The sequence below is a fragment of the Parvularculales bacterium genome (assembly GCA_036881865.1).
GTDB lineage: Bacteria > Pseudomonadota > Alphaproteobacteria > JAPOUT01 > JBAJNM01 > JBAJNM01.
Map to the genome: position 1 here is coordinate 1 of JBAJNM010000031.1, position 24,190 is coordinate 24,190.

The following is a 24,190-nucleotide window of genomic DNA, read 5'->3' on the forward strand; positions in this document are numbered from 1 at the left end:
CTCCTCTGATTGCGAGGAGTTTCTTACCTTGCCCGCTTACGGTCTTTTGCTGGAAGGAGAGACCATCAAGGCTTAGGCAGAAGTGCAAATTAGCGGGGCTATTAGCGCCCCACCCTTGAGTATAAACAGAAAACCCGTTATGGTGGCTGTCATAATATGGAGCGACGCTCTTCTTTTTCTAGTCAGGATTTTCAACTATGAGCAAAACTTTCTATGATTTGATTCCCAATGCACCCAAAGGGCGGTTTGACAACGTTGAGCGGCCTTATACACCTGCTGATGTAGAGAAACTGCGTGGCTCTGTTACAATTGATTATACGCTGGCTACCCGTGGTGCCAAACGGTTGTGGGAATTGTTGCAGACAGAGGATTATGTCCATTCCCTTGGCGCTCTGTCGGGCAATCAGGCCATGCAGATGGTGCGCGCCGGATTGAAAGCCATTTATCTGTCGGGCTGGCAGGTAGCCGCTGACAACAACACGGCGGGCACTACCTATCCGGATCAAAGTCTTTATCCGGCTAATTCCGGTCCTGAGTTGGCACGTAAAATTAACCGCACCCTGCAACGCGCTGACCAGATTGAACATTCAGAAGGTGGCGCAAAACGTGAGTGGTTTGCCCCCATTGTCGCAGATGCCGAAGCTGGTTTTGGCGGCACCCTGAACTGTTTCGAGATTATGAAGGCTTACATTGAAGCTGGGGCAGCAGGTGTTCACTATGAAGACCAGTTGGCTTCTGAAAAGAAATGCGGCCACTTGGGCGGCAAGGTTCTTATTCCGACTCAGGCGCATGAGCGTAATCTACACGCCGCCCGTTTGGCCGCTGACGTATGCGGTGTTCCTACCCTGATTATGGCCCGTACTGACGCTGAAAGCGCACGTCTTATTACTTCTGATGTTGATGAGCGTGACCATGAGTTCATTGAGTCTGGCGATCGCACACCGGAAGGATTTTATCGGTTAAAAGAAGGTACTGGCCTTAACCATTGCATCAAGCGCGGGCTGTCATTTGCTAAATATGCCGATTTGCTGTGGTGGGAAACCTCTGTACCTAACCTTGATGAAGCCAGAATGTTTGCCGAGGCTGTTAAGCGTGAACATCCTGATCAGATGCTGGCTTATAATTGCTCTCCTTCTTTCAATTGGGAGGCTAATCTGGGCCGTGATACCATCGCCCGCTTCCAACGTGAGATTGCCGCCATGGGATACAAATATCAATTTGTTACTCTGGCGGGCTTTCACCAATTGAACTATGGCATGTTCCAGCTGGCATCGGGCTATCGTGACCGGGGCATGGCGGCTTATTCTGAACTGCAACAAGCCGAGTTTGATTCTGAAAAAGACGGCTACAGCGCTACCCGCCATCAGCGCGAAGTGGGAACAGGATATTTTGACCTCGTCTCTCTGGCTGTTTCCGGCGGTAAGTCCTCTACCACGGCCCTTGGTGCCTCTACCGAGGCGGCTCAGTTCAAAGCGGCAGAATAATAATCTATAGCGGGGCGCAACCACCGCCCTCCGGTCAGCCGTAATGGTTCTCATGATGGGCTCTTTAGCCACTACAGATTTATCCGATGATCATGGTGATAAGGTGCATTATTGTACGCCGGTATTTCGTGATTTTGGCGGACGCCTTGCTTTTCACGGACCCGTAACGACGCTCAAAACCTTTGAGGACAATACCAAAGTCCGCACCGCCGTAGAGGAGCCGGGCGAAAGCCGTGTGTTGGTAGTAGATGGCGGCGGCTCGCTTAACTGCGCTTTGTTTGGCGGCAATCTGGCCGCACTGGCTGCACAAAACGGCTGGTCGGGCGTTGTTATTAACGGTTGTGTGCGAGATTGCGATGAGTTGAAGGTAGCTGCCGTAGGCATCAAGGCGCTTGCCCCTCACCCTCGCAAAAGCAATAAGAGCGATGCCGGAGAACACGACATCCCGGTTACCTTTGCGGGTGTGACATTCACCCCCGGCGATTGGCTTTACGCTGATGCGGATGGCATTATCGTTGCTGCGCAAGAATTAGCGTAATCCTACACGTTAATTACCCTATGCGGTCCCCATCACTGCGACGAACAGCGAAGACCCCTGAGCGCGGCACGCTGGAGCCCCCTCGGGGAAAATGACTGTTACCCTGTTCTCCGGGATGTTGAATACCAACAAACATGGTCCGGCGGTCTGGTGACCACGTAAGACCCGTGATTTCAGCCTCTTTAGGCCCTACCAGAAACCGCCTGATTTCACCGGTTGCCGTATCTCCCGCCAGCATCTGATTATTGCCCATGCCCGCAAAATCACCCTCATTGGTGTATTTGCCGTCTGTTTGAATCCACAATAGGCCGGTGTCATCAAATGCCAGGCCATCCGGCGCGTTAAACATGTTACCGGCATTGATGTTGGATGACCCCGCAAAAGCATCTTGATGCGCTGCAGGGTTACCTGCCAGCGCAAACAACTGCCAGCGAAACCCCTCGGCAGTATGGTCACCTTCATCGGGCATCCATTGAACAATCTGCCCGTAATGGTTTTCAGATCGCGGGTTGGGGCCGTTGGGGGGTGTTGGGTCACCACCTGCGTTGGGTTTAATCCCCCGGTTTTTATTATTGGTCAGGGCCACACATACTTCGGTTTTCGTTGGATTCACAGCAACCCATTCCGGGCGATCCATGGTGGTAGCCCCAACTTTTGATGCCGCCTCGCGGGTATGGATACATATCTCCGCCTGTCCCATACCCACCGTAACCGGTGTAAGAGGTATCCACTTACCTCTCATCTTATCATCAAACTTGGCAACATAAAGCATACCCTTCTCTAGGAGATCCGCATTGTTGCCGTTAGCGGAATAAGGCCGCTCAGAGACAAACCGGTAGAGAAACTCGCCCCGCTCATCATCTCCCATATAAACCACCACATGACCATTTGTAGCCAAAAAGCACGCTGCATTTTCATGCTTGAAGCGACCCAGAGCAGTGAGTTTTTTAGGCATCCCGTGGGGGTCAAAGGGGTCAATTTCCACAACATAACCGGCACGGTTGGGCTCATTAGGATGTTTTGACACATCAAAACGTTCCTCAAGGGTAGCCCAGCCATATCCCCACCATTCTCTTCCCGACACCCCATACCGCTTCAGGGACGAGCTCACACGATAGTTCGGATCTGTGGCAGAAAAATAAAAATTAAAATTTTCCTCACAGGTAAGATACGACCCCCAGGGCGTTCTCCCACTGCCACAATTGTTCCAGGTACCCAGCGTTCGCGTACCGGTAGGGTCGGCGGCGGTTTTCAAAAGATCATGCCCGGCAGCGGGGCCGGTTAGAATCATTTCCGTACGCGGCGTAATGCGGCGGTTAAACGGACTGTCCTTTACCACCCTCCATGATCTATCTTTGTGCACAATTTCAACCAGTGAAAGCCCATGAGCCATCATGGCTTTTTCTCTGTCATCGCGGGTAACGGATTCAATCCGCGAACGGTTACCCCAGATAATCTTACCCGTGGTGTATTCATTGTTGACCGCTATTACCACGCGCCCACCTCGGGTGAAAACCTCCATGCCGTCATTGTTGTCGCCAAAGGCACGGGCCTGACTGGCGGCGCTACCACGCGTTGCTTCATCAAACGCTGCCCCATCAGACCAAAGCGGATCTCCCCATAACACGAGAGGATACCACTCAAACCCTTCCGGCACGGTGATTGTATCTTGAGTATTGGCTTCAACCTGCCGAAAGCCAAAACGATCTCCGGAGGCCCGAGCAGCGGAACCGATAAGCGGAACCGAACTGGCGATAAAACTACCTACTCCAAATTGAATCACACCCCCCAGAAACCCTCTGCGATTAAGAGCGCTTTCTATAACCCGGTCAAAATCGCATGTATCAGGTGGTGGATTGATAATTTCATCATGCCCGTCAAATGATAATTTTTCCGGAAAGCCTGAATTTTTCATCATCTATCTCCGTGGCCATTACGATTATAGCCGCTATAGAAATCAGCTGACATCATTTTCCTCCAGAATACAAAACTGGTACAGCCGCGTGGATTTGAACCACGGACCTCCTGATCCACAATCAGGCGCTCTAACCTACTGAGCTACGGCTGCCCAAGCCCCCTCCTCAAAGCCCACAACGACTCCACAATGAGGCAGACTATTGTAGCGCGCAAATGGAGTAAGAGCGAGAGGGTATCTGCCCTCCCTTCACTTACTTACGCCACAAACCCCCGCTATAAAACCTCTCCTAGCTACGTCTTTATACGCTTGGGCCTATCAGAATAATCGTTTCAGATGCCGATGTTGCTAATCTTTAATTAATCTTTTTTGGCTACTCTGTTGTCGTAATTATCAGGCAATATTTTGAGAGTTCCTAACGCTGGTGAACCATGGCCATACCGGCAACAGGAGAGCGGGCTTTGACCACATAATCGGCAACAATAGAACCAAAATAAATATCCCGCCGATCAGCACCACCCCATGTGACGTTGGTGGGGTGATTGAGCATATCTCCGGTGGGATCATGAGCAATGGTGATCACTTCTCGGGCAGGCGTTATGGCAACCACCTTATTGGCGGCCGGAAGTGTCACCCATAAATTGCCTTCTTCATCAAATCCGTTGCCATCGGTGAAGGCCCAGTTTGAGCGGTCTTCAGAAGACGGCAACAAAGAGGCCACCTCTTCAGATGAAAGTCTTACATCCAGATCTATCTCTTGCGATGGTTTCGGTGGCGATGGAATAATACCCAGCATGGGGCCGTAGTCCTCACGCACTCCCAAAGAGCCATCATTACCTATAGGAAAGCGCACAACATTGCCACCACTTGTCTGATTGACATAAAGAAATTCCTCTTCTGCATCCAAACAACATCCGTTGGCAAATTTTAACCCATCGGCTTCTTTATGCACAATGCCATCCGGCGTTAAGCGATACACAAACCCGTCAGTTCGCCCATCCAGTGCCTGCGGCCATTGCTCGGCAAACGTAGAATGGGTGCACCAGATAGTGCCATCGGTGGCAACAACCGGATAGTTAGATGAGGTCAGCACTTGCCCGCCAACCTCTGACACCAATACTTCAACATCTCCGCTTTCCGGATCAAGCCGTTGGAGTGGCCCTGCTACACCATCATAGATGCCGAAATTAGCAATAATAATCCGGCACTGCTGATCCATATTGATACCATTGGGCGCACCATTCGTTTTACCTGTCCGGCGCAGGGAGCCATCAGGCATAATCTCTGCACATGCTGAGAGATGGTCCGAGGCCCACACCCGGCCATCCGGACCCACCACCACATCTTCCGGGCGGTCCAGACCTATGCCAATTTTCTCCATGGCGGAAACTGGAATAGACTCAAGCGTCATTGTTACCTCCTTGATTATTATTTAGGTTGAACAAAAGGAAGGGGATAATAATGTTGCTCTATAGTTTCATAAATCAGATGGGTTTGTAAAGAACATTGCCTCTCCTCTGGCAAAGGGTGTACAATAGAAGGGCTTTAAAGCAAGCGGAAAAGGAGGATACTTATGACTCTTCAGATTGGTAACACAGCCCCTGACTTTGAGGTTGATACAACACAAGGACGCATTCGTTTCCATGAGTGGATTGGTGACGGCTGGGCGGTTTTGTTTTCGCATCCTAAAGATTTCACACCGGTTTGCACCACGGAACTGGGGTATATGGCCAAACTCAAGCCGGAGTTTGAAAAGCGTAATTGTAAAATTATTGGCCTCAGCGTAGATCCCATTGACGACCATGAACGCTGGGCGCAAGACATTGAGAAAGTGTCAGGCCAGGCACCTAACTATCCTTTGATTGGCGATAATGAACTTAAAATTGCTAAGGCTTATGGCATGTTACCGGCGGATGCTGGCGATAGTTCCAGCGGGCGCACGGCGATGGACAATCAAACGGTACGCAATGTCTTTGTTGTGGGACCGGACAAGAAGATAAAGCTCATTCTCGTTTACCCCATGAGCACAGGGCGCAATTTTGATGAAATATTGCGGACTATTGACAGTCTTCAGCTTACGGCCAACCATCAGGTTGCAACACCTGTGAATTGGAAAAACGGTGAGGATGTCATTATCGTACCGGCGGTCTCGGATGATGACGCCAAAAAGAAATATCCTGATGGCTGGAAAGCACCGACTCCCTATTTGCGCATTATTCCACAGCCAAAATCATAAAAGACAGAAGAACTAGATTCTTTCCGATATCCGTATGGCAAGACGGCATCCCGCCTTGATGACACTACTGAGCACATCATAGGCAGGGGCTTCTTTTGCGCCTTCTGCAATGGCTCTTTCCCGATGATGCGCTTCATCTTCGCGGCACTCGGCAAGGAGGGCGCGAAAATCCTCTCGTTCCGCACCGTCTTGACCCTCTGCCTGCTCTATCATCACATCCATGGCCTCAACCTGACGACCATAATGAGCCTCTATTACGTCCTCCACCGCCTCCGTACACGCCATAGACGCACGTTCTCCCATCAAAGCCGTAACGGCGCCAAGGGCAAATCCCGCAACATCCCAAAGAGGCAACATGGCGGTAGGCCGCACTTGACGCATCACTATCTGCTTCTCAAATTTGCTTAGATGTGTCTGTTCTCCCTCCAGCATTTCTCCCAGCATATCCATAAACCGCCGCTTGTGAGGAAGATGACGAAAGATAGCCATTTGCCCTTCGTAAATCCGCACCGCGCCTCGTTCTCCGGCATGGTCCACGCGCACCATACGGGCAATGGCCCGGTTCTCTTTCGCCTCACTATTCATGGAGAGTAGGCCCCCAATATCGCCACACAACCAGAGTCGATAAAAATGCCAACCCCGCAGATATCAACACGTTGTAGCCTGCCAGCGACAAACCCGCCAAACGCCAGGGGGCTTCATCACAGCGCACGATCTGGTTTTCTTGTTTGAGGCTTTCCAGAAGATCAGCCGTGCTAAGGGGAATCCCCCCTCCCCCGCTACAGGATGCAGGCCCGGCCCACCAGTCCCATTCTATGCCGGAGTGATGCACCCCAAGCCCTGCTCCGATAATAAAGGCCACAACCGCTAGCCCCATAAGCAAGCTCCGCACCATGGGTGCCCGCCCCCCTGCCTGCCAGGCCAACACAGTCATCAGCGCACCCACTACATAGGGAATACGTTGTTGCAGACATAAAGGACAAGGAGCCAATCCGCCTACATATTCAAATAGATAAGCGCCACCAAGAGTTGCGAGGCTTAACAACGCAACAGCAAGAATAAGAGTGGTATCAGAGGGTATCCGGTGCATCATGGGGGCGCAGTCTAAGAACTCATATAAACCATCCAATTACAACAAAACCGGCAATCAGTAAAATCACAAACACGACAGAGAACAGATTAAAATAGCGCTCTAAAACATGACGAACGGCGGGACCTAACCACCATAACAGCCCTGCTACGGCAAAAAAACGTGCCCCTCGTGCGATAAGACTTGCGATGATAAACATCGGTAAGTTGAGGGCAGCCACTCCGCTGGCAATGGTAATGACTTTGTAGGGCAAGGGGGTAAAGCCCGCAATTAAAACGATAGCCAGCCCGTAACGTTCATAGAGGTCCGTGAATCTTTCAAACTCTTGTTCATAACCGTAGAGGTCTATCATGGGCTGACCTACAAATTCGTAGAGAAAATATCCGATGGCATAACCGGCCGCGCCACCGGCGACAGATGCCAGCGTTGTGATGATTGCCAACTGCCAGGCACGGTTTCGTGCGCCTAACACCATGGGAATAAGTAGAATGTCGGGCGGTATGGGAAAAAAAGAACTTTCCGTGAAAGCTACACCGGCGAGAGCCCAGCGTCCTCCACGCCGAGGCCCAAGGGTGAGAGTCCAGTCATAGAGGCGACGCAACATAGAACCCATGATAGGGATAGGTAAACGTCATGTCTATTTTTCTTCATGGGAGTGGCCATGATTTACGGTTTCCCTTTGAATGAAAACAAAGAGCGTCTTATGATAGGGCGCAGATTAAGATAATGTTCTTGGGAGCCCCTGTGGCGGAATTGGTAGACGCGGCAGACTCAAAATCTGTTGCCTGCAAGGGCGTGCCTGTTCGAGTCAGGCCAGGGGCACCATATTATCAAGAGCGCGCAAGACAGCATCGCCCATATCTGTCGTGGAAGCCTTCATCATACCCTCCTGCATAATATCTGCTGTGCGCCACCCCTCATCCAACACACACACAACGGCACGCTCTAACAAATCAGCGTCATCTCCCCGGTCAAATGAATAGCGCAACGCCATAGCCAGCGATAATATCATTGCCAGCGGATTAGCCTGATTGCTACCCGTTATATCCGGCGCTGACCCATGCACCGGCTCATAAAGCGCCCCGCCGCCTGCAATCCCCAAAGAGGCTGATGGCAACATGCCGAGAGAGCCTGTCAACATGGCAGCAATATCAGAGAGAATATCACCAAACAGATTATCCGTAACAATCACGTCAAATTGTTTGGGGCGGCGCACCAGCTGCATGGCGCAATTATCTGCTAGCATATGATCAAGGGTTACATCCCCGTACTCCGCCTCATGAAGCGCTACGACTTCTTCATGCCACAACAGACCGGATTCCATAACATTGCGCTTTTCAACCGAGGTCACCCGTCCTTCCCTGCGGCGCGCTAAGTCAAATGCCACGCGGGCCACGCGATGAATCTCGGTGGTGTCATAGATTTGCGTATTAACACCCCGGCGCACACCTTCGCCAATCTCTTCAATACCCCGCGGTTCGCCAAAATAAACACCACCCGTCAACTCCCGCACGATAAGAATGTCCAGCCCCTCAACAATATCCCGCTTCAACGATGAGGCATCCGCTAAGGGTGCAAAACATAGAGCCGGACGCAAATTGGCAAACAAATCCAGATCTTTTCTAAGACGCAACAACCCCGCTTCAGGACGTACATCAAAAGGAGCATTATCCCACTTCGGCCCGCCTACCGCTCCAAACAGCACCGCATCAGATTGCTTGGCCTCAGCCACCGTTGCATCGGTCACCGCAACGCCATGAGCCTCATAGCATGCGCCCCCCACTAAATCTTCCGTCAACGTACACTCAAACCCGCGCCGTACCATAAACCAGCTCAAAACACGACACGTCTCGGCCATCACTTCAGGGCCAATACCGTCCCCGGGCAAAACAAGAAGACGTGCGCTCATAGCCAGGGCTGTGCTGCCCTGTGGCGGGATTCAAAATCATCTATAGCTTGATTGTTTTCCATGGTAAGGGCGATATCATCCAGCCCCTCAAGCAAGCAGCGCTTGAGAAAACCATCTATCTCAAAATGAATAACGCCCCCGTCAGGCCCGCGTATTTCCTGAGTCTCTAGGTCCACCGAAAGAGTGGCATTGGCTCCCCGCTCTGCATCATCCATCAGCTTATCAACCTCCTCCTGCGGCAGGATGATAGGCAAGATGCCATTCTTAAAACAATTATTGTAAAAAATATCCGCAAAACTTGTTGCCACCACACAGCGAATACCAAAATCCATCAACGCCCACGGCGCATGCTCACGGGACGAGCCACACCCGAAATTATCCCCTGTCACCAAAATCTGCGCCGAACGATAGGCCGGTTTGTTAAGCACAAAATCGTCAATCTCTGCTCCGTCCGGTGTGTAACGCATTTCATCAAACAAATGTCTTCCCAACCCGTCCCTCTTGATAGTCTTGAGAAATTGTTTGGGGATAATCATATCCGTATCCACGTTCATCATCGGCAAGGGAGCGGCAACGCCATCTATTTTGGTGAATTTTTTCATCCTTCTCCCAGTGAATGCGCCCATGAGCGCAGATTGATATCGTGAACTTTGGATCAAAAATAGCAAATAAAGCAGAGCAGGCGCAAGGGAGAGAGTTTTAACAGGCCTATACCCCTCCATGACGGCAAGGCCGCAAACCTGTATGATGCCAGCCCATGACATCTGAAACTGGCGCTACCCTGCCCTTTGCGGCGGGCAAAACCCTTACGGCGGGCTTGTATGTTGCGGCAACACCCATCGGCAATGCGGGTGATATTACTTTGCGTGCTCTTGAAGCCTTAAAGAGGGCTGACGTTATATTGTGTGAAGATACAAGAATAACGGGACGCCTGCTGACCCGCTATGGTGTGACAACCCCTCTTAAGTCCTATCATGACCATAACGCGCAACGGGTTCGGCCCGGAATCATAGCGCAGCTACAAGAGGGGGCGGTTATTGTACTTGTGAGTGATGCAGGCACACCTCTTATTTCCGACCCGGGTTTTCGGCTCGTAAAAGAAGCGCAAAAGGCTTCCATCAAAGTGATGGTGCTACCGGGAGCTTCTGCTGTCTTGGCGGGGTTGGCCATTGCGGGCCTCCCTACAGATCGTTTTTTCTTTGGGGGGTTTTTGCCACCACGGTCAGCGGCACGCCGCAAAGCGCTGACACAATACAAGGATATTCCGGCCACGCTTGTGTTCTTTGAAAGCCCTCGGCGTCTGGCAGCTGCTCTTGGCGACATGGCTCATGTTCTGGGTCATCGGGAAGCGGCTATCGGGCGGGAGTTGACCAAGAAATTTGAGGAGGTACGCCGCAACACGCTTGATGTTCTTGCCGCAGATTACAAACAGACTCCGCCTAAGGGAGAGGTTACGGTGATGATAGCCCCTCCCGACGAACGTGAGATAATTGATGATGATACTCTGGATGCTCATCTTGCTGAAGCCATGCAAGAACATGGTCTGGCGAACGCTGCCTCTCAGGTGGCAGCAGAGACGGGCATGAGCCGGCGTGTTCTTTATCGGCGGGCGTTGGCACTGCGGGAGGAGCAGCAATGACGTCTGACAGGCATCAACGTGCTTTTTTGTCCGGAAAACGTGCGGAGAGGATTGCCGCCTTATGGCTTACTCTTAAAGGATATCATGTTTTGGCGCGGCGGCATAAAACACCTGTTGGCGAAATAGACCTCATTGCACGTCGTGGTCGGATTTTAACCTTTGTTGAGGTAAAATATCGCGCCACCAGAGAGCAGGCTCTGGAGGCAATCACCTCTCACCAACAAAAGCGGATTGCGCGTGCGGCGGCCTATTATATTGGAGGCCACCCTCGTTTGGCTCATCTGGCGGAACGGTTCGATGCTATTCTTGTCACACCGGCACGCTTGCCGCATCATGCGGTAGATGTTTTCCGGGTGCCGGAGGGAAGTAAAATATGGTAGGGCTGATGGCAGGAACACCACAAATCACAAGACACACGGAGACCACAGGATATAACGTGCTATGAGTTTAACTGTAGCCTTTCAAATGGACCCTGTGGAAGTTCTTGACCTGCGGGGAGATTCAACGTTTGCTCTGGCACTGGAGGCTGCTCATCGCGGCTATGATTTATTATTTTACGAAGTGAGTGGTCTTACCTTACGGGAGGATGAGGTCGTGGCCCCCTTGCGCTCCATGAGCGTACACGACAACCCTGAACGTATTGACTTGGGTGATCCTCAATTCCGTTCTCTTAGTTCCGTCGATGTTGTAATGATGCGTCAGGATCCTCCCTTTGATATGGCATACATCACGGCAACTTTTTTGTTGGAAAAAGTGCATCCGAAAACTCTTGTGGTGAATGATCCGGCTTCAGTTCGCAATGCGCCGGAAAAAATGTTTGTGACAGAGTTCCGCGATCTGATGCCTCCCACGCTAATTACGTCTGACAGGCGCGAGATTGAACGCTTTCGTGCCATTCATGGCGATATCGTAGTCAAACCTCTTTATGGCAATGGCGGGGCCGGAGTTTTTCGCATTACCCCCGATGATCAAAACACCAATGCGCTTTTAGAGATGTTGATGGAAACCCATCGTGAACCTCTTGTTGTGCAACAATATATGCCTGCTGTACGGGAAGGTGATCGGCGGATTATTTTAGTTGATGGTGAACCGGTCGGCGTCATTAATCGTGTCCCCTCAAGCGAAGAATTACGCGCCAACCTTCACGTTGGAGCACGCGCTGAAAAAGCTACCCTTACGGAACGCGATCATGAAATCTGCGCTACCATTGGCCCTATCCTTAAGCAAAAGGGATTGATATTCACCGGTATTGATATCATCGGCGGTTTTCTGACAGAGATTAACGTAACCTCCCCCACCTGTATTCGTGAGTTGTACCAACTTGACGGCATTAACGGAGCGGCACTGATATGGAATGCTATTGAGGCACGGCTTGCGGAGCAGCAGGGATAATGGCAGCACAGATTCACACGGTTGCCTTTCGGGGTGTAGAGGCTATTCCGGTAGAAGTGCAAGTGCGCATGAGCACTGGATTACCGGCGTTTACCCTTGTCGGACTGCCGGATAAAGCGGTAGCCGAAAGTCGGGAGCGTGTGCGGGCCGCTATGGATGCTATCGGCCTCGGGCTGCCACCCAAACGTATTACCGTCAATCTGGCACCGGCAGATGTGCCCAAGGAGGGCAGCCATTTTGATCTTCCCATAGCTCTTGGATTGATGGTAGCGCTCAATGTTATCCCCGCAGATGCGGCAGCAAAATATGTAGCGCTGGGAGAGTTAGCCCTTGACGGACGTCTGGCACCGGTAGTCGGTATTCTGCCTGCAGCTCTTTCGGCGGCTGAGCAAAAACGCGGACTTATTTGTCCTGATGCTTGCGGGGCGGAAGCGGCATGGTCTGGTCTGGGAGAACGCGAGGGCGGCGGGATATTGGCGGCACTTTCCCTCATACAGATTGTTAATCATTTCAAGGGCACACAAATGCTCTCGGATCCTAAACCCGGTATTCCTCAGGATGAAGCCCCGGCGCCGGATTTAGCAGATGTCCGTGGACAGGAAATGGCCCGCCGTGCTCTTGAGGTCGCCGCTGCCGGTGGCCACAATTTGCTCATGATAGGACCGCCCGGGGCTGGTAAATCTATGCTGGCCAGCCGCCTGCCGGGCATTTTGCCACCCATGACGGCAGACGAGATTTTACAAAGTAGTATTGTCTCTTCTTTGGCAGGCGAAATGACAACAGGTGCTATGCGCCGCACTCGTGCCTTTCGGGCACCGCATCATTCTGCCAGCATGGCAGCCATGGTAGGCGGCGGGACCCGCGCCCGCCCGGGCGAAATATCTCTCGCTCATTTAGGGGTTTTGTTTTTAGATGAACTGCCGGAGTTTTCCCGCCCTGTTTTGGATTGTTTGCGCCAGCCTGTTGAAACCGGTGAGGTCACTGTGGCGCGGGTCAATGCCCATATCACCTATCCGGCGCGCTTTCAGATGGTAGCGGCCATGAACCCCTGCCGGTGTGGTTTTGCGGGCGATGCAGAGCGTGGATGCAGTCGTCAACCTCGATGTTTACAAGATTATCAGACGCGTATTTCAGGACCGCTTCTTGACCGTTTTGACATTCGTATTGAAGTACCTCCGGTGCAATTGTCAGAAATGACAACCGCCACTCCCGGTGAAGCCAGCGCCGTAGTAGCGGCACGGGTTAAACAGGCCCGCGCACGTCAGGAGGCGCGTTATCAGGATGCACTCCCGGGTTTGAGGTTAAATGCTATGGCTGATGGTGAGCGCTTGCGCCGTTTGGCTCCTCTGGATGAGGAAGGCAAAAAACTGATGGATAAGGTTGCTGCAGAAAAATCCCTTACCGCCCGTGGTTATCATCGGGTGTTGCGCCTCGCTCTTACTCTTGCGGATATGGACAATGCGCCGGAGCTCGGCCATAAGCACCTCGCAGAGGCGCTGGCCTGGCGTGGCGGTGCTGTAGGGGTTATGCAGTGAGCCTGATGCAATGAGCACAACACAATAAAATGGGGCTGATGGCCGCTTAGTAAAACACAGGAGAGAAGAATTATGAAAACTAAAATAGCGGCGGGACTGAGCGCACTGTTTTTGCTAGCCGGTTGTAGTAATCAGAATCAGGATTCATGGAAACCATGGGAAGATGAGATCACGAAGTCAGGAGAGGTTTCTGGTGAAGCCGCAGAGACTTCTCTAGGCACTGCCAAACAAATTGCTACCGTAGGAGAGAGGGTGTTGTTGAGTGCATATTTTTGGCAGGGGGCCACGACAGAATTGGTGGAACGGGTGCTAGACCATGGGGTAGACATAGAGGCCCGTAATGAGCTTGGGTTTACGCCACTGCATCTGGCGGCGGGCAATAGCCAAACACCGTCGGTGGTAGAAGTTTTGCTGGCTCATGGCGCTGACATAGAAGCCCTCAATAAGAATGGCTGGACACCCCTGCATTGGGCGGCAGCGCAGAGCAAGACACCAGCGGTGCTAAAAACCTTGCTGGACCATGGCGCCAACATAGAGGCCCGCACTGAGGATGAGGTTGTTGATCTGGCGGGTATGACGCCCCTGCATCTGGCGGCATTTAGTAACGAAACACCGACGGTGCTGGAGGTTTTACTGGATCACGGAGCCGACCCACAGGCACAAACGAACGGCAAGGCCACCCCTTATACCTTTATTCGGGAGAACGAGGCTCTTGAGGATACAGAAGTTTATCAGCGCCTTAAAGAGGCTCATCAGCACCTTGAAGAGACCTTCATGCTATTGTCTTCGGAGTTTTGGGAGATGGCAACGGTAGCAGATGTAGAGTCGGCTCTCAGCCGGGGCGCTGATGTTAACCGCAGAAAAAAGGGCGAGGTCACACCCCTGCATGTTGCGGCGAGTTATAGCACCTCACCAGCGGCATTAGCTTTGATGCTTGACCATGGCGCCGACATAGAGGCCCGCGCTACTTTGGGGCTAGCTCCCCTGCACGCGGCAGCTGCTTGGAGCAAAACACCGTCGGTGGTGGTAGTGCTACTGGCTCGTGGAGCCGATATAGAGGCCCGCGATAAGAATGGACAAACGCCCTTGCATGCGGCAGTGCGCAATAGCCAAACACCAGCAGTGGTGGAGGTTTTTCTGACTCATGGTGCCGACATAGAAGCCCGTAATGAGTCTGGGTTCACACCCCTCCATACTGCAGCGGCACATAGCGATACCCCAGCGGTGGTGAAATTGTTGCTGGATCGCGGAGCCAACATAGAGCCCCGCGCTGATCTTGGATTAACGCCACTGCATCTGGCGGCGTTCAAGAGTGAAACACCGAAGGTGGTGGAAGCCTTGCTGGATCGCGGAGCTAACTCGCAAGCGAAGGATGAATGGGGAAAAATACCTCTTGATTATGCCCGGGACAATGAAGCGCTCAAGGATACCAAAGCCTACTGGCTATTGAACGAGGCTCAATACCGATAGAAATCGGGTTTTTTGATTGGTTTCAGGTAGATACAGATTGCTACTTAAGTATACAAGCCTCCAATAAAATACTATTCACTATATAGAACGGCATGAAGAACTTTTTTCTCTCTTTCTTTTGGGTTGTTTTCTTTGCCATTGGTCCGGTTGCCCATGCTGATGTCCCGGCGGCAGAGGGTATGGTGGTAGCGGCCAATCCTCATGCCACAAAAGCAGGCGTAGAGATATTGGAGCGCGGAGGGTCTGCCGTTGATGCGGCGATTGCCGTACAAGCGGTTTTGGGGTTGGTAGAGCCGCAATCCTCCGGCATTGGCGGCGGGGCTTTTTTGCTCACCTACGATGCCGCTAGCGGCACGGTGCGCGCCTACGATGGCCGGGAAACAGCCCCTGTTGCCGTAGATGAAACTCTGTTTCTCAATCCCGATGGCACGCCGATGGGGTTTTGGGAGGCTATTGTCGGAGGACGTGCCGTTGGCGTACCCGGGCTTGTAGCACTTCTTTATGAGGCCCACCGGCGTGAAGGAAACTTAACCTGGGCTGAACTCTTCCAACCGGCCATCGAGCTGGCTAACCGGGGATTTAGAATTTCGCCACGGCTGGCTTTTTTGATAGGCCGTGACAAATATCTGCCTACATTCCCTCGGACCAGAGAGTATTTTTATCTACCGGACGGAACGCCTAAACCCGTTGGCACCATTCTCAAAAACCCGGACTACGCACAAAGTCTGCAAGCCATAGCCGATCAAGGACCGGATGCTTTTTATCGCGGACCTCTTGCACAGGAAATTGTCTCCACTGTGCGCAATACCCCGCAAAATCCGGGTCAACTCTCTTTGGAAGATATGGCCGCCTATAAAGCCAGAATGCGTCCGCCTCTGTGCCTTCCATACAAAACATTCAAAATTTGCGGCATGCCACCACCATCGTCAGGAGGGTTGGCAGTGCTCCAGATTTTGGGCTTGCTAGCCCCTTTTAAACTGGAGAGTGTTGAGCCTCTTTCCGTTCAATCCGTTCACTTGATCGCTGAAGCCGGTCGTCTGGCCTTTGCCGACCGCAACTACTATGTCGGCGACCCGGACTTTGTTGACGTACCCCTTGATGCTTTGCTGGATGAAAAATATCTGGACGGAAGAAGTACACTCATATCTCCCACCCGGGCCATGGGTAAGGCAAAGCCCGGCCTTATTATACCGGACCTTTCCGCACCACCGCCGCAGTTTGAACCACCCTCAACAACGCATTTTTCTATTATTGATAAAAAGGGGAATGCTGTTTCCATGACCTCGTCCGTTGAAAATGCTTTTGGCTCACGATTGATGGCGGGAGGTTTTATACTCAACAATCAAATTTCAGATTTTTCTTTTGTACCTGCCGTAGAGGGGCGGCCCGTTGCCAATCGCGTTGAGGCCGGCAAGCGGCCACGTAGTTCTATGGCTCCAACTCTTGTTCTGGATGACACAGGTGCCTTTTATGGCGCTATAGGCTCCCCGGGAGGTAGCCGGATTATCGGCTATACGGCCAATGCGTTGGTGGCCATGCTGGATTGGAACTTACCCCCTCAAGAGGCTGTTTCTCTGCCTCATTTTCTCAACCGTAACGGGCCAACCGAACTGGAGAAAGATATAAGGCTGGCCGGACTCATACCGGCACTTGAAGCGTTGGGTCATGAAATAAAACAACCCGTCATGAATAGCGGCCTGCACGGAATACTGAAAACCGGACAAGGTCTTGAGGGTGGCGCTGACCCCCGCCGTGAAGGAACTGTGATGATAACATCCGGCGGGTAGCGCGTTACTATTTGTTGATGTCAAAAGCGGCCAGAGCTGCCATGTTGACGAGGTGTGACACATTACAGCTGACAGGTACAATCTGTACCGGTTTGGACAGGCCCACCAATATAGGCCCGATAACTGTACTGTCACCCAGTTCCATTAACATTTTGGTGGAGATGCTGGCAGAATGAATGGCAGGCATAATCAGTACATTCGCCGGAGCCGTCAAACGGCAAAACGGATAGAGCGCCATGGCATCGGCGTTGAGGGCAATATCGGCGGCCATTTCGCCGTCATACTCAAAGTCTACTCTCCGGTCATCCAGAATTTCTACGGCCTCCCGCACACGTTCTGACCGTTCACCCAACGGCAAGCCGAACGTAGAATAGGCCAGAAGCGCTACCCGCGGTTCATACCCCAATCGCCGCGCCACATGAGCTGTCTCTACGGCGATATCCGCTAACTCTTCGGCAGTAGGCATATCGTGAACGTTGGTATCTGCTACCAACACCGTGCGCCCGCGCGCTAAAACTAACGACACCCCGATAGGCCGCCGTCCTTCCATGGGGTCAATCACATGAGAAATGTCTTCAAGAGCAGTTGCATAATTGCGGGTGACACCCGTTACCAGACTATCGGCATCTCCCATGGCCACCATACAGGCGCTGAATATGTTGCGGTCATTGCTGACCATGCGCACGCAATCGCGCAACAAATATCCCTGTCGCTGCAATCGCTGATAGATGTAGTCCGCATAGTCCTGCAAGAGGGGTGATGTGCGGGCATTATGAATAGGCGGGCACACCGGACGCGGGAGGCCAATGCGATCCATCGTGGCATGGATGGCTTTCTCCCGCCCTACCAGAACAGGTTCTCCCAACTCTAAATCACGAAAAGCAATAGCGGCGCGGATAACTTGCTCCTCCTCCCCTTCACTAAAGACAACCCTCTTTGGGTCACGCCGCACTTTTTCCATGATAGCCTGCAACACGCCTGCTACCGGATCCAGACGGGCTGATAATCGCTGTTTGTATCCCTCCATATCCACAATAGGCAGACGTGCAACGCCACACTCCATCGCCGCTTCGGCGACCGCAGGAGGTATCTCCCGTATAAGCCTTGGGTCAAAGGGTGCCGGAATAATATATTTCGGACCATAGCGGGGACGCTCGCCATAAGCGGAGGCTACCTCGTCAGGCACATCTTCTCTCGCCAGTTCCGCTAAGGCACGCGCGCACCCTATTTTCATTTCTTCGGTGATGGCAGTTGCCCGTACATCTAACGCGCCCCTGAAAATATACGGAAAACCCAATACATTATTCACCTGATTGGGATAGTCGGAACGACCTGTAGCCATAATGGCATCATCGCGAATGATTTCTACTTCTTCCGGTGTTATCTCCGGATCAGGGTTCGCCATGGCAAAAATAATCGGTTGTTCTGCCATGGACTTCACCATATCCGGCGTTAGGGCTCCCTTAACGGATAGCCCGAGAAAGATATCCGCCCCCTCAACAACTTCGGCTAGACTCCGCGCATCGGTTTCTACCGCATGGGCTGATTTCCACTGGTTCATGCGTTCCTCGCGGCCTTTATAGATAGGCCCAATCGTATCGCACAAAACAACATTCTCATAAGGCATGCCCATAGCCTTAATGAGTTCAAGACAGGCAATGCCCGCCGAACCGGCTCCGTTACCACCATGCGGGCGGTTTTAATATCGCGACCTGTTAAATCCAGCGCATTAATAAGCCCCGCCGCGCAAATAATGGCCGTGCCATGTTGGTCGTCATGAAATACGGGAATATTCATAACCTCCCGCAAGCGCTGTTCAATAATAAAACAATCCGGTGCCTTGATGTCTTCCAGATTGATACCGCCAAAAGAAGGCCCGAGATAACGCACGGAATCAATAAACGCATCTACGTCTAATGTGTCCACTTCAAGGTCAATGGCATCGACATCGGCAAACCGCTTGAACAAAACCGCCTTGCCTTCCATAACCGGCTTGGAGGCCAGTGGTCCTAAATTGCCCAGCCCCAGAATGGCTGTACCGTTTGAAATCACCGCCACAAGATTACCCTTGCTGGTGTATTCATAGGCACAATCGGGATTATTGGCGATGGCTTGCACCGGCGCAGCCACCCCCGGAGAATAGGCAAGCGACAAATCTCGCTGCGTTGCCATGGGTTTGGTAGCACTGATTTCTATCTTGCCGGGTTTGCCCTGCTGATGAAATAAGAGAGCTTCTTGGTCTGTAATCTGACGATTTTTTATGTCGTCCATTTTCATGGTCCATTGCAATAAGGCTTGCCACACTTCTAGACCCTATCTGCACCGGATACAAGACCGCTCCACCGGCTTGCTTGTGTTGTCGGTCTTGCCATTATAAATTGAGAAAAAGTGAGAGACCAGAATGTCCGGTACGCCCGCCCCCCACCAACAGGAATCCTCATCCGGCATCACCGCGGTACGTAGCGCCGGTGATGATGGCGCAACGCCCATGATGGCGCAATATCTTGATATTAAGAAAAATTACCCTGACAGTTTGTTGTTTTACCGGATGGGTGATTTTTACGAACTCTTTTTTGATGATGCCAGATCAGCCGCTGAAGCGCTGGATATTACCCTGACCCGGCGTGGCCGCTATAAAGGTGAAGATATTCCCATGTGTGGAGTTCCCGTCCGTGCTGCCGAGACTTATCTGTCTCGGCTGATTAAACGGGGTTTTCGGGTAGCCATTTGCGAGCAGATGGAAGAACCCTCGGCCCGCCGTTCGGGTGGCGGGGGTAAAACTCCTGTGCGGCGCGATGTTGTCCGTCATGTTACTCCCGGAACGATAACGGAAGATAATTTACTTGATGCCCGTGCTCATAATTATCTGGCAGCTTTGGCGCAGACGGAATCTCAGGCGGATGAGTGCGCTCTTTCGTGGTTAGATATGTCAACGGGTGATTTTTACGTCCGCACGACACCGGTTGAAGAGGTCTCTGCCGGTCTTGCGCGTCTTATGCCGGGAGAGGTTTTAGCATCGGATAGTTTGTTTGCACATCCTGTTCTCGGGTCGGTTTTGAAAGCGCAGGAAGCGGCTTTGACGCTTTTACCGGATAGACAGTTTTCTTCTATTGCCGGAGAACGTCGGTTGCTGGATTACTTCAACGTCAAAACGCTGGATAGTTTTGGTGATTATTCCCGTGCCCAGTTGGCAGCCTGCGGTGCACTCCTTGATTATGTAGCGACCACCCAGATGGGAGAGATGCCGGTTCTTAATGCGCCGGTGCATGAAACAGCGGGCAGTATCATGGTGATTGATGCGGCTACGTGTGCCAATCTCGAATTGACCCGCACTCTGGAAGGGCAACGCCGTGGTAGTTTATTGTCGGTCATTGACCGCACTGTCACAGGGGCGGGTTCCCGGCTTATGGCAGACGATTTAACGGCTCCTCTTATGGAGGCCGCCCTCATCAATAACCGTCTTGAGGCAGTGGGGTTTCTTGTTGAAGAAGAAGAACTGCGCACGGCTTTGCGGGGGGATCTTAAGGCTTGCCCGGATATGGCCCGTGCGCTTTCGCGATTATCTTTAGGGCGGGCAGGCCCGCGGGATCTGGCAGCCCTCCGGGATGGGATCATTCAGGCTCACAAGGCGGCTGCCCGGCTAAACGCTATAACCCCAAAAACGCTTGATCAATTTTCTTCTCCCCTTCTTGGCGATATTGCTTTAGCCATAGGACACCATGCTGCCGGTCTTGAGGATCATCTCACCCGCGCACTGGGTGCTCCGGATGCTCAGGGCCGTGCAGGGTATGAACTCCCCCCCACCTCCCGTGAGGGAGGTTTTATTGTGGAGGGATATGATGCCGCCCTTGATGAACTTCGTACCCTTAAAGATGAAAGCCGGCGCATCATGGCTTCTCTTCAGGAGCGCTATGCGGAAGAAACCGGCATCCGCACCCTGAAGATTCGCCATCACAAGGCGCTTGGGTATCATCTGGATGCACCCTCAAGTCAGGCGGACAAACTGATGGCACCGCCGTTTTCCGAAAGTTTTATTCACCGGCAAACTCTAACCAATGTGGTGCGGTTTACCACAACGGAACTCTCCACCCTTGCCCAACGCATAGAGGAAGCCGCAGGACAGGCTCTGGAGCTGGAGCATGAACTCTTTAAGGCATTAGCTGAAGAGGCGTTAGTCCTGCGCGATAATATTATGTCTATGTCCTCGGCAATGGCGCGTCTGGATGTGGTGACCTCTCATGCACAGTTGGCAAGCGAGCAGCGATATTGCCGCCCTGTTGTTGATGAAAGCCGGGCGTTCAGAATTATCAATGGCCGTCATCCCGTTGTAGAAGCCGCTCTTGTGCGGGAGGGTGCTAATTTCGTGGCCAATGATTGCCGCCTTGACTGTACGGCAGAGGAAGTCGGCAGGCAGACGATGACACCGGCCCGTCGGCTATGGCTGATGACCGGCCCCAACATGGCGGGCAAATCAACATTTCTACGTCAAAATGCTTTGATTACAATTTTGGCTCAGATGGGGTCTTTCGTACCGGCAGATGAGGCCCGTATCGGTGTGGTAGACCGGTTGTTTAGTCGGGTTGGAGCAGCAGATGATCTGGCGCAGGGGCGTTCTACTTTTATGGTAGAGATGATTGAAACCGCCGCCATTTTGCACCGGGCCGGCGAGCGGTCTCTGGTTATTCTTGATGAAATAGGGCGCGGCACGGCAACCTTTGACGGTTTATCTATCGCCTGGGCCGTTCTTGAACATCTGCATGACGTCAATCGGTGCCGGGGTTTATTCGCCACTCATTTTCATGAACTTACGGTTCTTTCGGCACGATTGGATAATCTCGCTAACGCGACCATCCGTGTTAAGGAATGGGAGGGAGAGGTTGTTTTCATGCATAAGGTAGAAGCCGGGTCGGCAGACCGCTCTTATGGCATTCAGGTAGCCCGGCTGGCCGGCCTGCCGGAGGCCGTGTTGACCCGTGCCCGTGATGTACTCACATGGCTGGAATCAAATTCCACCCCTGCAAAGACTGACGGGCCTTCGGATCTTCCCTTGTTTGCCGGCACTCAAACCGGCGCTAAAAACACGTCTGACCCGTTACATGAACGTCTTAAGGAGATACACCCCGATACTCTGACCCCCAAAGATGCGCTGGAGTTGATCTATGATCTTAAAAAACTGCACACCTCACTGAGCGATGACTGACTGGACGCTCCCTCTGCAAATATCGGAGATCGTCAATGATCTGTCAGGGATAAACACAACACCTGTTCTTAAGGAAGCCGGTGAAAAATCAGAATTATTGACTCACTGTGGCTAATCCTGCGTCCATCATGAGAACCCCGCGAGCCTTGTTGCGCATACTTGCCACCATTAGCAGCTGGACTATGGTCAGCCGCGTTCTGGGTCTTGTGCGTGATGTGTTGATGGCAGCCATTTTGGGAACCGGACCTGTAGCGGATGCTTTTTTTGTTGCCTTTCGTCTGCCCAATCTATTTCGCCGCCTGCTGGCCGAAGGAGCTTTTAGCGCGGGCTTCGTGCCTTTGTTCTCCGACAAACTCGCACGGGAAGGCCGCACTGCCGCCCGTACATTTTCAGATCAGACTTTAAGCGTTTTAGTCACCTGTCTCGTCATCCTCACCCTTACTGCACAGTTGGCTATGCCGTGGCTTGCCTATCTTATAGCACCGGGGTTCTCGGATAATCCGGATACCATGGCGATGGTGGTTTTGTTCGCACAAATCACTCTTCCTTATCTGGCGTTTATGTCTTTGATGGCACTTCTGGCAGGCGTTCTGAATGCATTGGGGCGTTTTATGGCAGTAGCCGCCGCACCCATCCTGTTAAACCTGATCTTGATTGCCGTTCTGGTGGTGGTAGCCCCACTGACCGGTGCACCCGGCACGGCACTGTCGTGGGGGGTTACAATCTCCGGTGCCTTGCAATTTTTTCTGCTATTGATTGCCATAGGGCGGGCGGGGTTTGCGCCGCGAATACGCTATCCGTGGTTGACAGATGATGTAAAGCGTCTCATGAGGCTGGCGCTGCCCGCAGCTTTAGCGGGAGCCGCTACCCAGATTAATATTCTTGTCGGTTCTGCTATCGCTTCTTTTCAGGAAGGAGCTGTTTCCTTTTTGTTCTATGCGGACCGCCTCTACCAACTGCCTCTGGGCGTTATTGGCGTCGCTATTGGCGTTATTCTATTACCCACCCTGACCGATAGCCTCGCCCGTGGCGACGAGGAAACCGCTACCCAATGGCAAAACAAGGCCATTGAAATTTCAATGCTTTTCACCCTGCCCGCCATGGTAGCCCTGATCGTGATCCCCGCCCCCATTATCACCACTCTTTTTGAACACGGGGCCTTCTCTCAAACGGATAGCGCAGCAACAATCTCGGCACTTATTGCCTTTGCGCCCGGGCTTGTGGCTTTTGTCCTGATACGGATTTTTTCACCGGCATTTTTTGCCCGGCAAAACACCCGCACTCCCCTCCACGCCGCTTTACTGAGCATGTTTGTCAATGTCGCCGGCAGTCTGCTGTTATTTCCTGTCATGGGTCATGTGGGGATTGCCGTGGCCACCACGCTATCCGCCTGGGTCAATGCCGGATATCTAGGCTGGCATCTGTGGCGGCAAAATGCTCTCAAACCCGACAATCGTCTGCATCGCCGGTTGTGGTTGACGGGTCTGGCGAGTATTGGCATGGGACTTGTTCTGTGGGGAATTATGAGTGGTCTTGGAGGGCTTTTTGATACCGGAATGGATGTGGCTGTGCGCGTCTTCGCATTGGCGATTTTGGTGCTGGCGGGGCTTGGCAGCTATGGTTTACTGTGTCAGATAACGGGTGCCATGAGTTGGCACGAATTGCGTCGTGATTTAAGTGCACGGAGATAATTTTATGACTTTTATAACCGGGCCTGCGTATAACCATGTCTGACAGGCGTGTTTTTTCCGGCGTGCAGCCGACAGGCGAACTCCACCTGGGAAATTATCTGGGGGCCATCCGCAACTTTGCCACTCTCGGAGAGACTCATTCGTGTCTTTATTGCATTGTGGATATGCATGCCATTACGACCTATCAGGACCCTGAATTGCTGGCGCAAAACACGAGGGAGGTCACGGCGGCATATCTGGCGGCGGGCATTGACCCCGTCCGGCAGATTATCTTCAACCAGAGCCGGGTAGCGGCTCACGCCGA

At 52.4% G+C, this 24,190-nt stretch carries 21 protein-coding genes and 2 tRNA genes; 13 read left to right on the top strand and 10 right to left on the bottom strand.

The genetic code is table 11. From position 1 onward, the window contains the following. Positions 1–197: 197 nt before the first annotated feature. Positions 198–1,484, top strand: coding sequence for an isocitrate lyase (gene aceA, locus V6Z81_07345; protein ID MEG9862301.1), 1,287 nt, complete (start codon positions 198–200; stop codon positions 1,482–1,484). A 52-nt stretch (positions 1,485–1,536) separates the two neighbouring features. Continuing rightward, on the top strand, positions 1,537–2,022 hold the full coding sequence (gene rraA / locus V6Z81_07350) for a ribonuclease E activity regulator RraA (GenBank protein ID MEG9862302.1): 486 nt from the start codon (positions 1,537–1,539) through the stop codon (positions 2,020–2,022). Between the two features lie 13 nt (positions 2,023–2,035). Here rraA and V6Z81_07355 read toward each other — a convergent pair whose 3' ends face one another. The 3 genes from V6Z81_07355 to V6Z81_07365 all read right to left on the bottom strand — a co-directional run bounded on the left by V6Z81_07355 (position 2,036) and on the right by V6Z81_07365 (position 5,348). Next, positions 2,036–3,940, bottom strand: a complete 1,905-nt coding sequence (locus tag V6Z81_07355; GenBank protein ID MEG9862303.1) for a PhoX family phosphatase — start codon at positions 3,938–3,940, stop codon at positions 2,036–2,038. A 73-nt stretch (positions 3,941–4,013) separates the two neighbouring features. Continuing rightward, positions 4,014–4,090, bottom strand: a tRNA-His gene (locus V6Z81_07360). A gap of 262 nt (positions 4,091–4,352) precedes the next feature. After that, positions 4,353–5,348, bottom strand: coding sequence for an SMP-30/gluconolactonase/LRE family protein (locus tag V6Z81_07365; GenBank protein ID MEG9862304.1), 996 nt, complete (start codon positions 5,346–5,348; stop codon positions 4,353–4,355). A 162-nt stretch (positions 5,349–5,510) separates the two neighbouring features. Here V6Z81_07365 and V6Z81_07370 point away from each other — a divergent pair, with 162 nt between their 5' ends. Beyond that, entirely contained in the window at positions 5,511–6,173 is a 663-nt protein-coding gene (locus V6Z81_07370) for a peroxiredoxin (protein MEG9862305.1), read from the top strand. Positions 6,174–6,185: 12 nt separating this feature from the next. Here the strand turns inward: V6Z81_07370 and V6Z81_07375 are convergent, their stop codons facing one another. From V6Z81_07375 to V6Z81_07385, 3 genes are read right to left on the bottom strand one after another with little or no spacing between them, the layout of a single operon-like run. Further along, the gene (locus V6Z81_07375) at positions 6,186–6,758 is read right to left on the bottom strand and encodes a demethoxyubiquinone hydroxylase family protein (GenBank protein MEG9862306.1); all 573 of its coding nucleotides are present in this window, start codon (positions 6,756–6,758) and stop codon (positions 6,186–6,188) included. After that, the gene (locus V6Z81_07380) at positions 6,751–7,266 is read right to left on the bottom strand and encodes a disulfide bond formation protein B (GenBank protein ID MEG9862307.1); all 516 of its coding nucleotides are present in this window, start codon (positions 7,264–7,266) and stop codon (positions 6,751–6,753) included. Before V6Z81_07380 ends, V6Z81_07375 begins: the two co-directional genes overlap by 8 nt. Positions 7,267–7,285: 19 nt before the next feature. Beyond that, positions 7,286–7,867, bottom strand: a complete 582-nt coding sequence (locus V6Z81_07385; protein ID MEG9862308.1) for a YqaA family protein — start codon at positions 7,865–7,867, stop codon at positions 7,286–7,288. 134 nt (positions 7,868–8,001) lie between these two features. On the opposite strand from V6Z81_07385, the gene V6Z81_07390 reads away from it, so the two are divergent. Continuing rightward, a tRNA-Leu gene (locus V6Z81_07390) sits at positions 8,002–8,088 on the top strand. Here V6Z81_07390 and leuB read toward each other — a convergent pair. After that, a complete protein-coding gene (leuB, locus tag V6Z81_07395) occupies positions 8,072–9,172 on the bottom strand; it encodes a 3-isopropylmalate dehydrogenase (protein ID MEG9862309.1) in 1,101 nt (366 codons plus the stop codon). The genes V6Z81_07390 and leuB overlap by 17 nt on opposite strands. Continuing rightward, on the bottom strand, positions 9,169–9,774 hold the full coding sequence (gene leuD, locus V6Z81_07400; protein ID MEG9862310.1) for a 3-isopropylmalate dehydratase small subunit: 606 nt from the start codon (positions 9,772–9,774) through the stop codon (positions 9,169–9,171). The genes leuB and leuD overlap by 4 nt, the downstream gene beginning before the upstream one ends. Positions 9,775–9,929: 155 nt before the next feature. On the opposite strand from leuD, the gene rsmI reads away from it, so the two are divergent. The 6 genes from rsmI to ggt all read left to right on the top strand — a co-directional run bounded on the left by rsmI (position 9,930) and on the right by ggt (position 16,995). Beyond that, entirely contained in the window at positions 9,930–10,811 is an 882-nt protein-coding gene (gene rsmI, locus V6Z81_07405; GenBank protein ID MEG9862311.1) for a 16S rRNA (cytidine(1402)-2'-O)-methyltransferase, read from the top strand. Further along, the gene (locus tag V6Z81_07410; GenBank protein ID MEG9862312.1) at positions 10,808–11,191 is read left to right on the top strand and encodes a YraN family protein; all 384 of its coding nucleotides are present in this window, start codon (positions 10,808–10,810) and stop codon (positions 11,189–11,191) included. Before rsmI ends, V6Z81_07410 begins: the two co-directional genes overlap by 4 nt. Positions 11,192–11,252: 61 nt before the next feature. Next, the gene (gene gshB, locus V6Z81_07415) at positions 11,253–12,203 is read left to right on the top strand and encodes a glutathione synthase (GenBank protein ID MEG9862313.1); all 951 of its coding nucleotides are present in this window, start codon (positions 11,253–11,255) and stop codon (positions 12,201–12,203) included. Further along, on the top strand, positions 12,203–13,738 hold the full coding sequence (locus V6Z81_07420) for a YifB family Mg chelatase-like AAA ATPase (protein ID MEG9862314.1): 1,536 nt from the start codon (positions 12,203–12,205) through the stop codon (positions 13,736–13,738). The genes gshB and V6Z81_07420 overlap by 1 nt, the downstream gene beginning before the upstream one ends. A 72-nt stretch (positions 13,739–13,810) precedes the next feature. Continuing rightward, entirely contained in the window at positions 13,811–15,208 is a 1,398-nt protein-coding gene (locus V6Z81_07425; GenBank protein ID MEG9862315.1) for an ankyrin repeat domain-containing protein, read from the top strand. 92 nt (positions 15,209–15,300) lie between these two features. Further along, positions 15,301–16,995: a gamma-glutamyltransferase gene (gene ggt, locus V6Z81_07430; GenBank protein MEG9862316.1), complete on the top strand. Its 1,695-nt coding sequence runs from the start codon at positions 15,301–15,303 to the stop codon at positions 16,993–16,995. Positions 16,996–17,002: 7 nt separating this feature from the next. On the opposite strand, the gene V6Z81_07435 is transcribed toward ggt, so the two are convergent. After that, on the bottom strand, positions 17,003–18,622 hold the full coding sequence (locus V6Z81_07435) for a phosphate acyltransferase (GenBank protein MEG9862317.1): 1,620 nt from the start codon (positions 18,620–18,622) through the stop codon (positions 17,003–17,005). Further along, positions 18,553–19,266 carry a hypothetical protein gene (locus tag V6Z81_07440; GenBank protein MEG9862318.1) on the bottom strand — a complete coding sequence of 238 codons (714 nt, stop codon included), beginning with the start codon at positions 19,264–19,266 and terminating at the stop codon, positions 18,553–18,555. The genes V6Z81_07435 and V6Z81_07440 overlap by 70 nt, the downstream gene beginning before the upstream one ends. Before the next feature lie 130 nt (positions 19,267–19,396). On the opposite strand from V6Z81_07440, the gene mutS reads away from it, so the two are divergent. The 3 genes from mutS to V6Z81_07455 all read left to right on the top strand — a co-directional run. After that, entirely contained in the window at positions 19,397–22,195 is a 2,799-nt protein-coding gene (gene mutS, locus V6Z81_07445; protein MEG9862319.1) for a DNA mismatch repair protein MutS, read from the top strand. Between the two features lie 128 nt (positions 22,196–22,323). Then, positions 22,324–23,886, top strand: coding sequence for a murein biosynthesis integral membrane protein MurJ (gene murJ / locus V6Z81_07450; protein MEG9862320.1), 1,563 nt, complete (start codon positions 22,324–22,326; stop codon positions 23,884–23,886). Positions 23,887–23,921: 35 nt separating this feature from the next. Then, the coding region (locus tag V6Z81_07455; protein ID MEG9862321.1) for a tryptophan--tRNA ligase at positions 23,922–24,190 on the top strand (269 nt) is incomplete at its 3' end.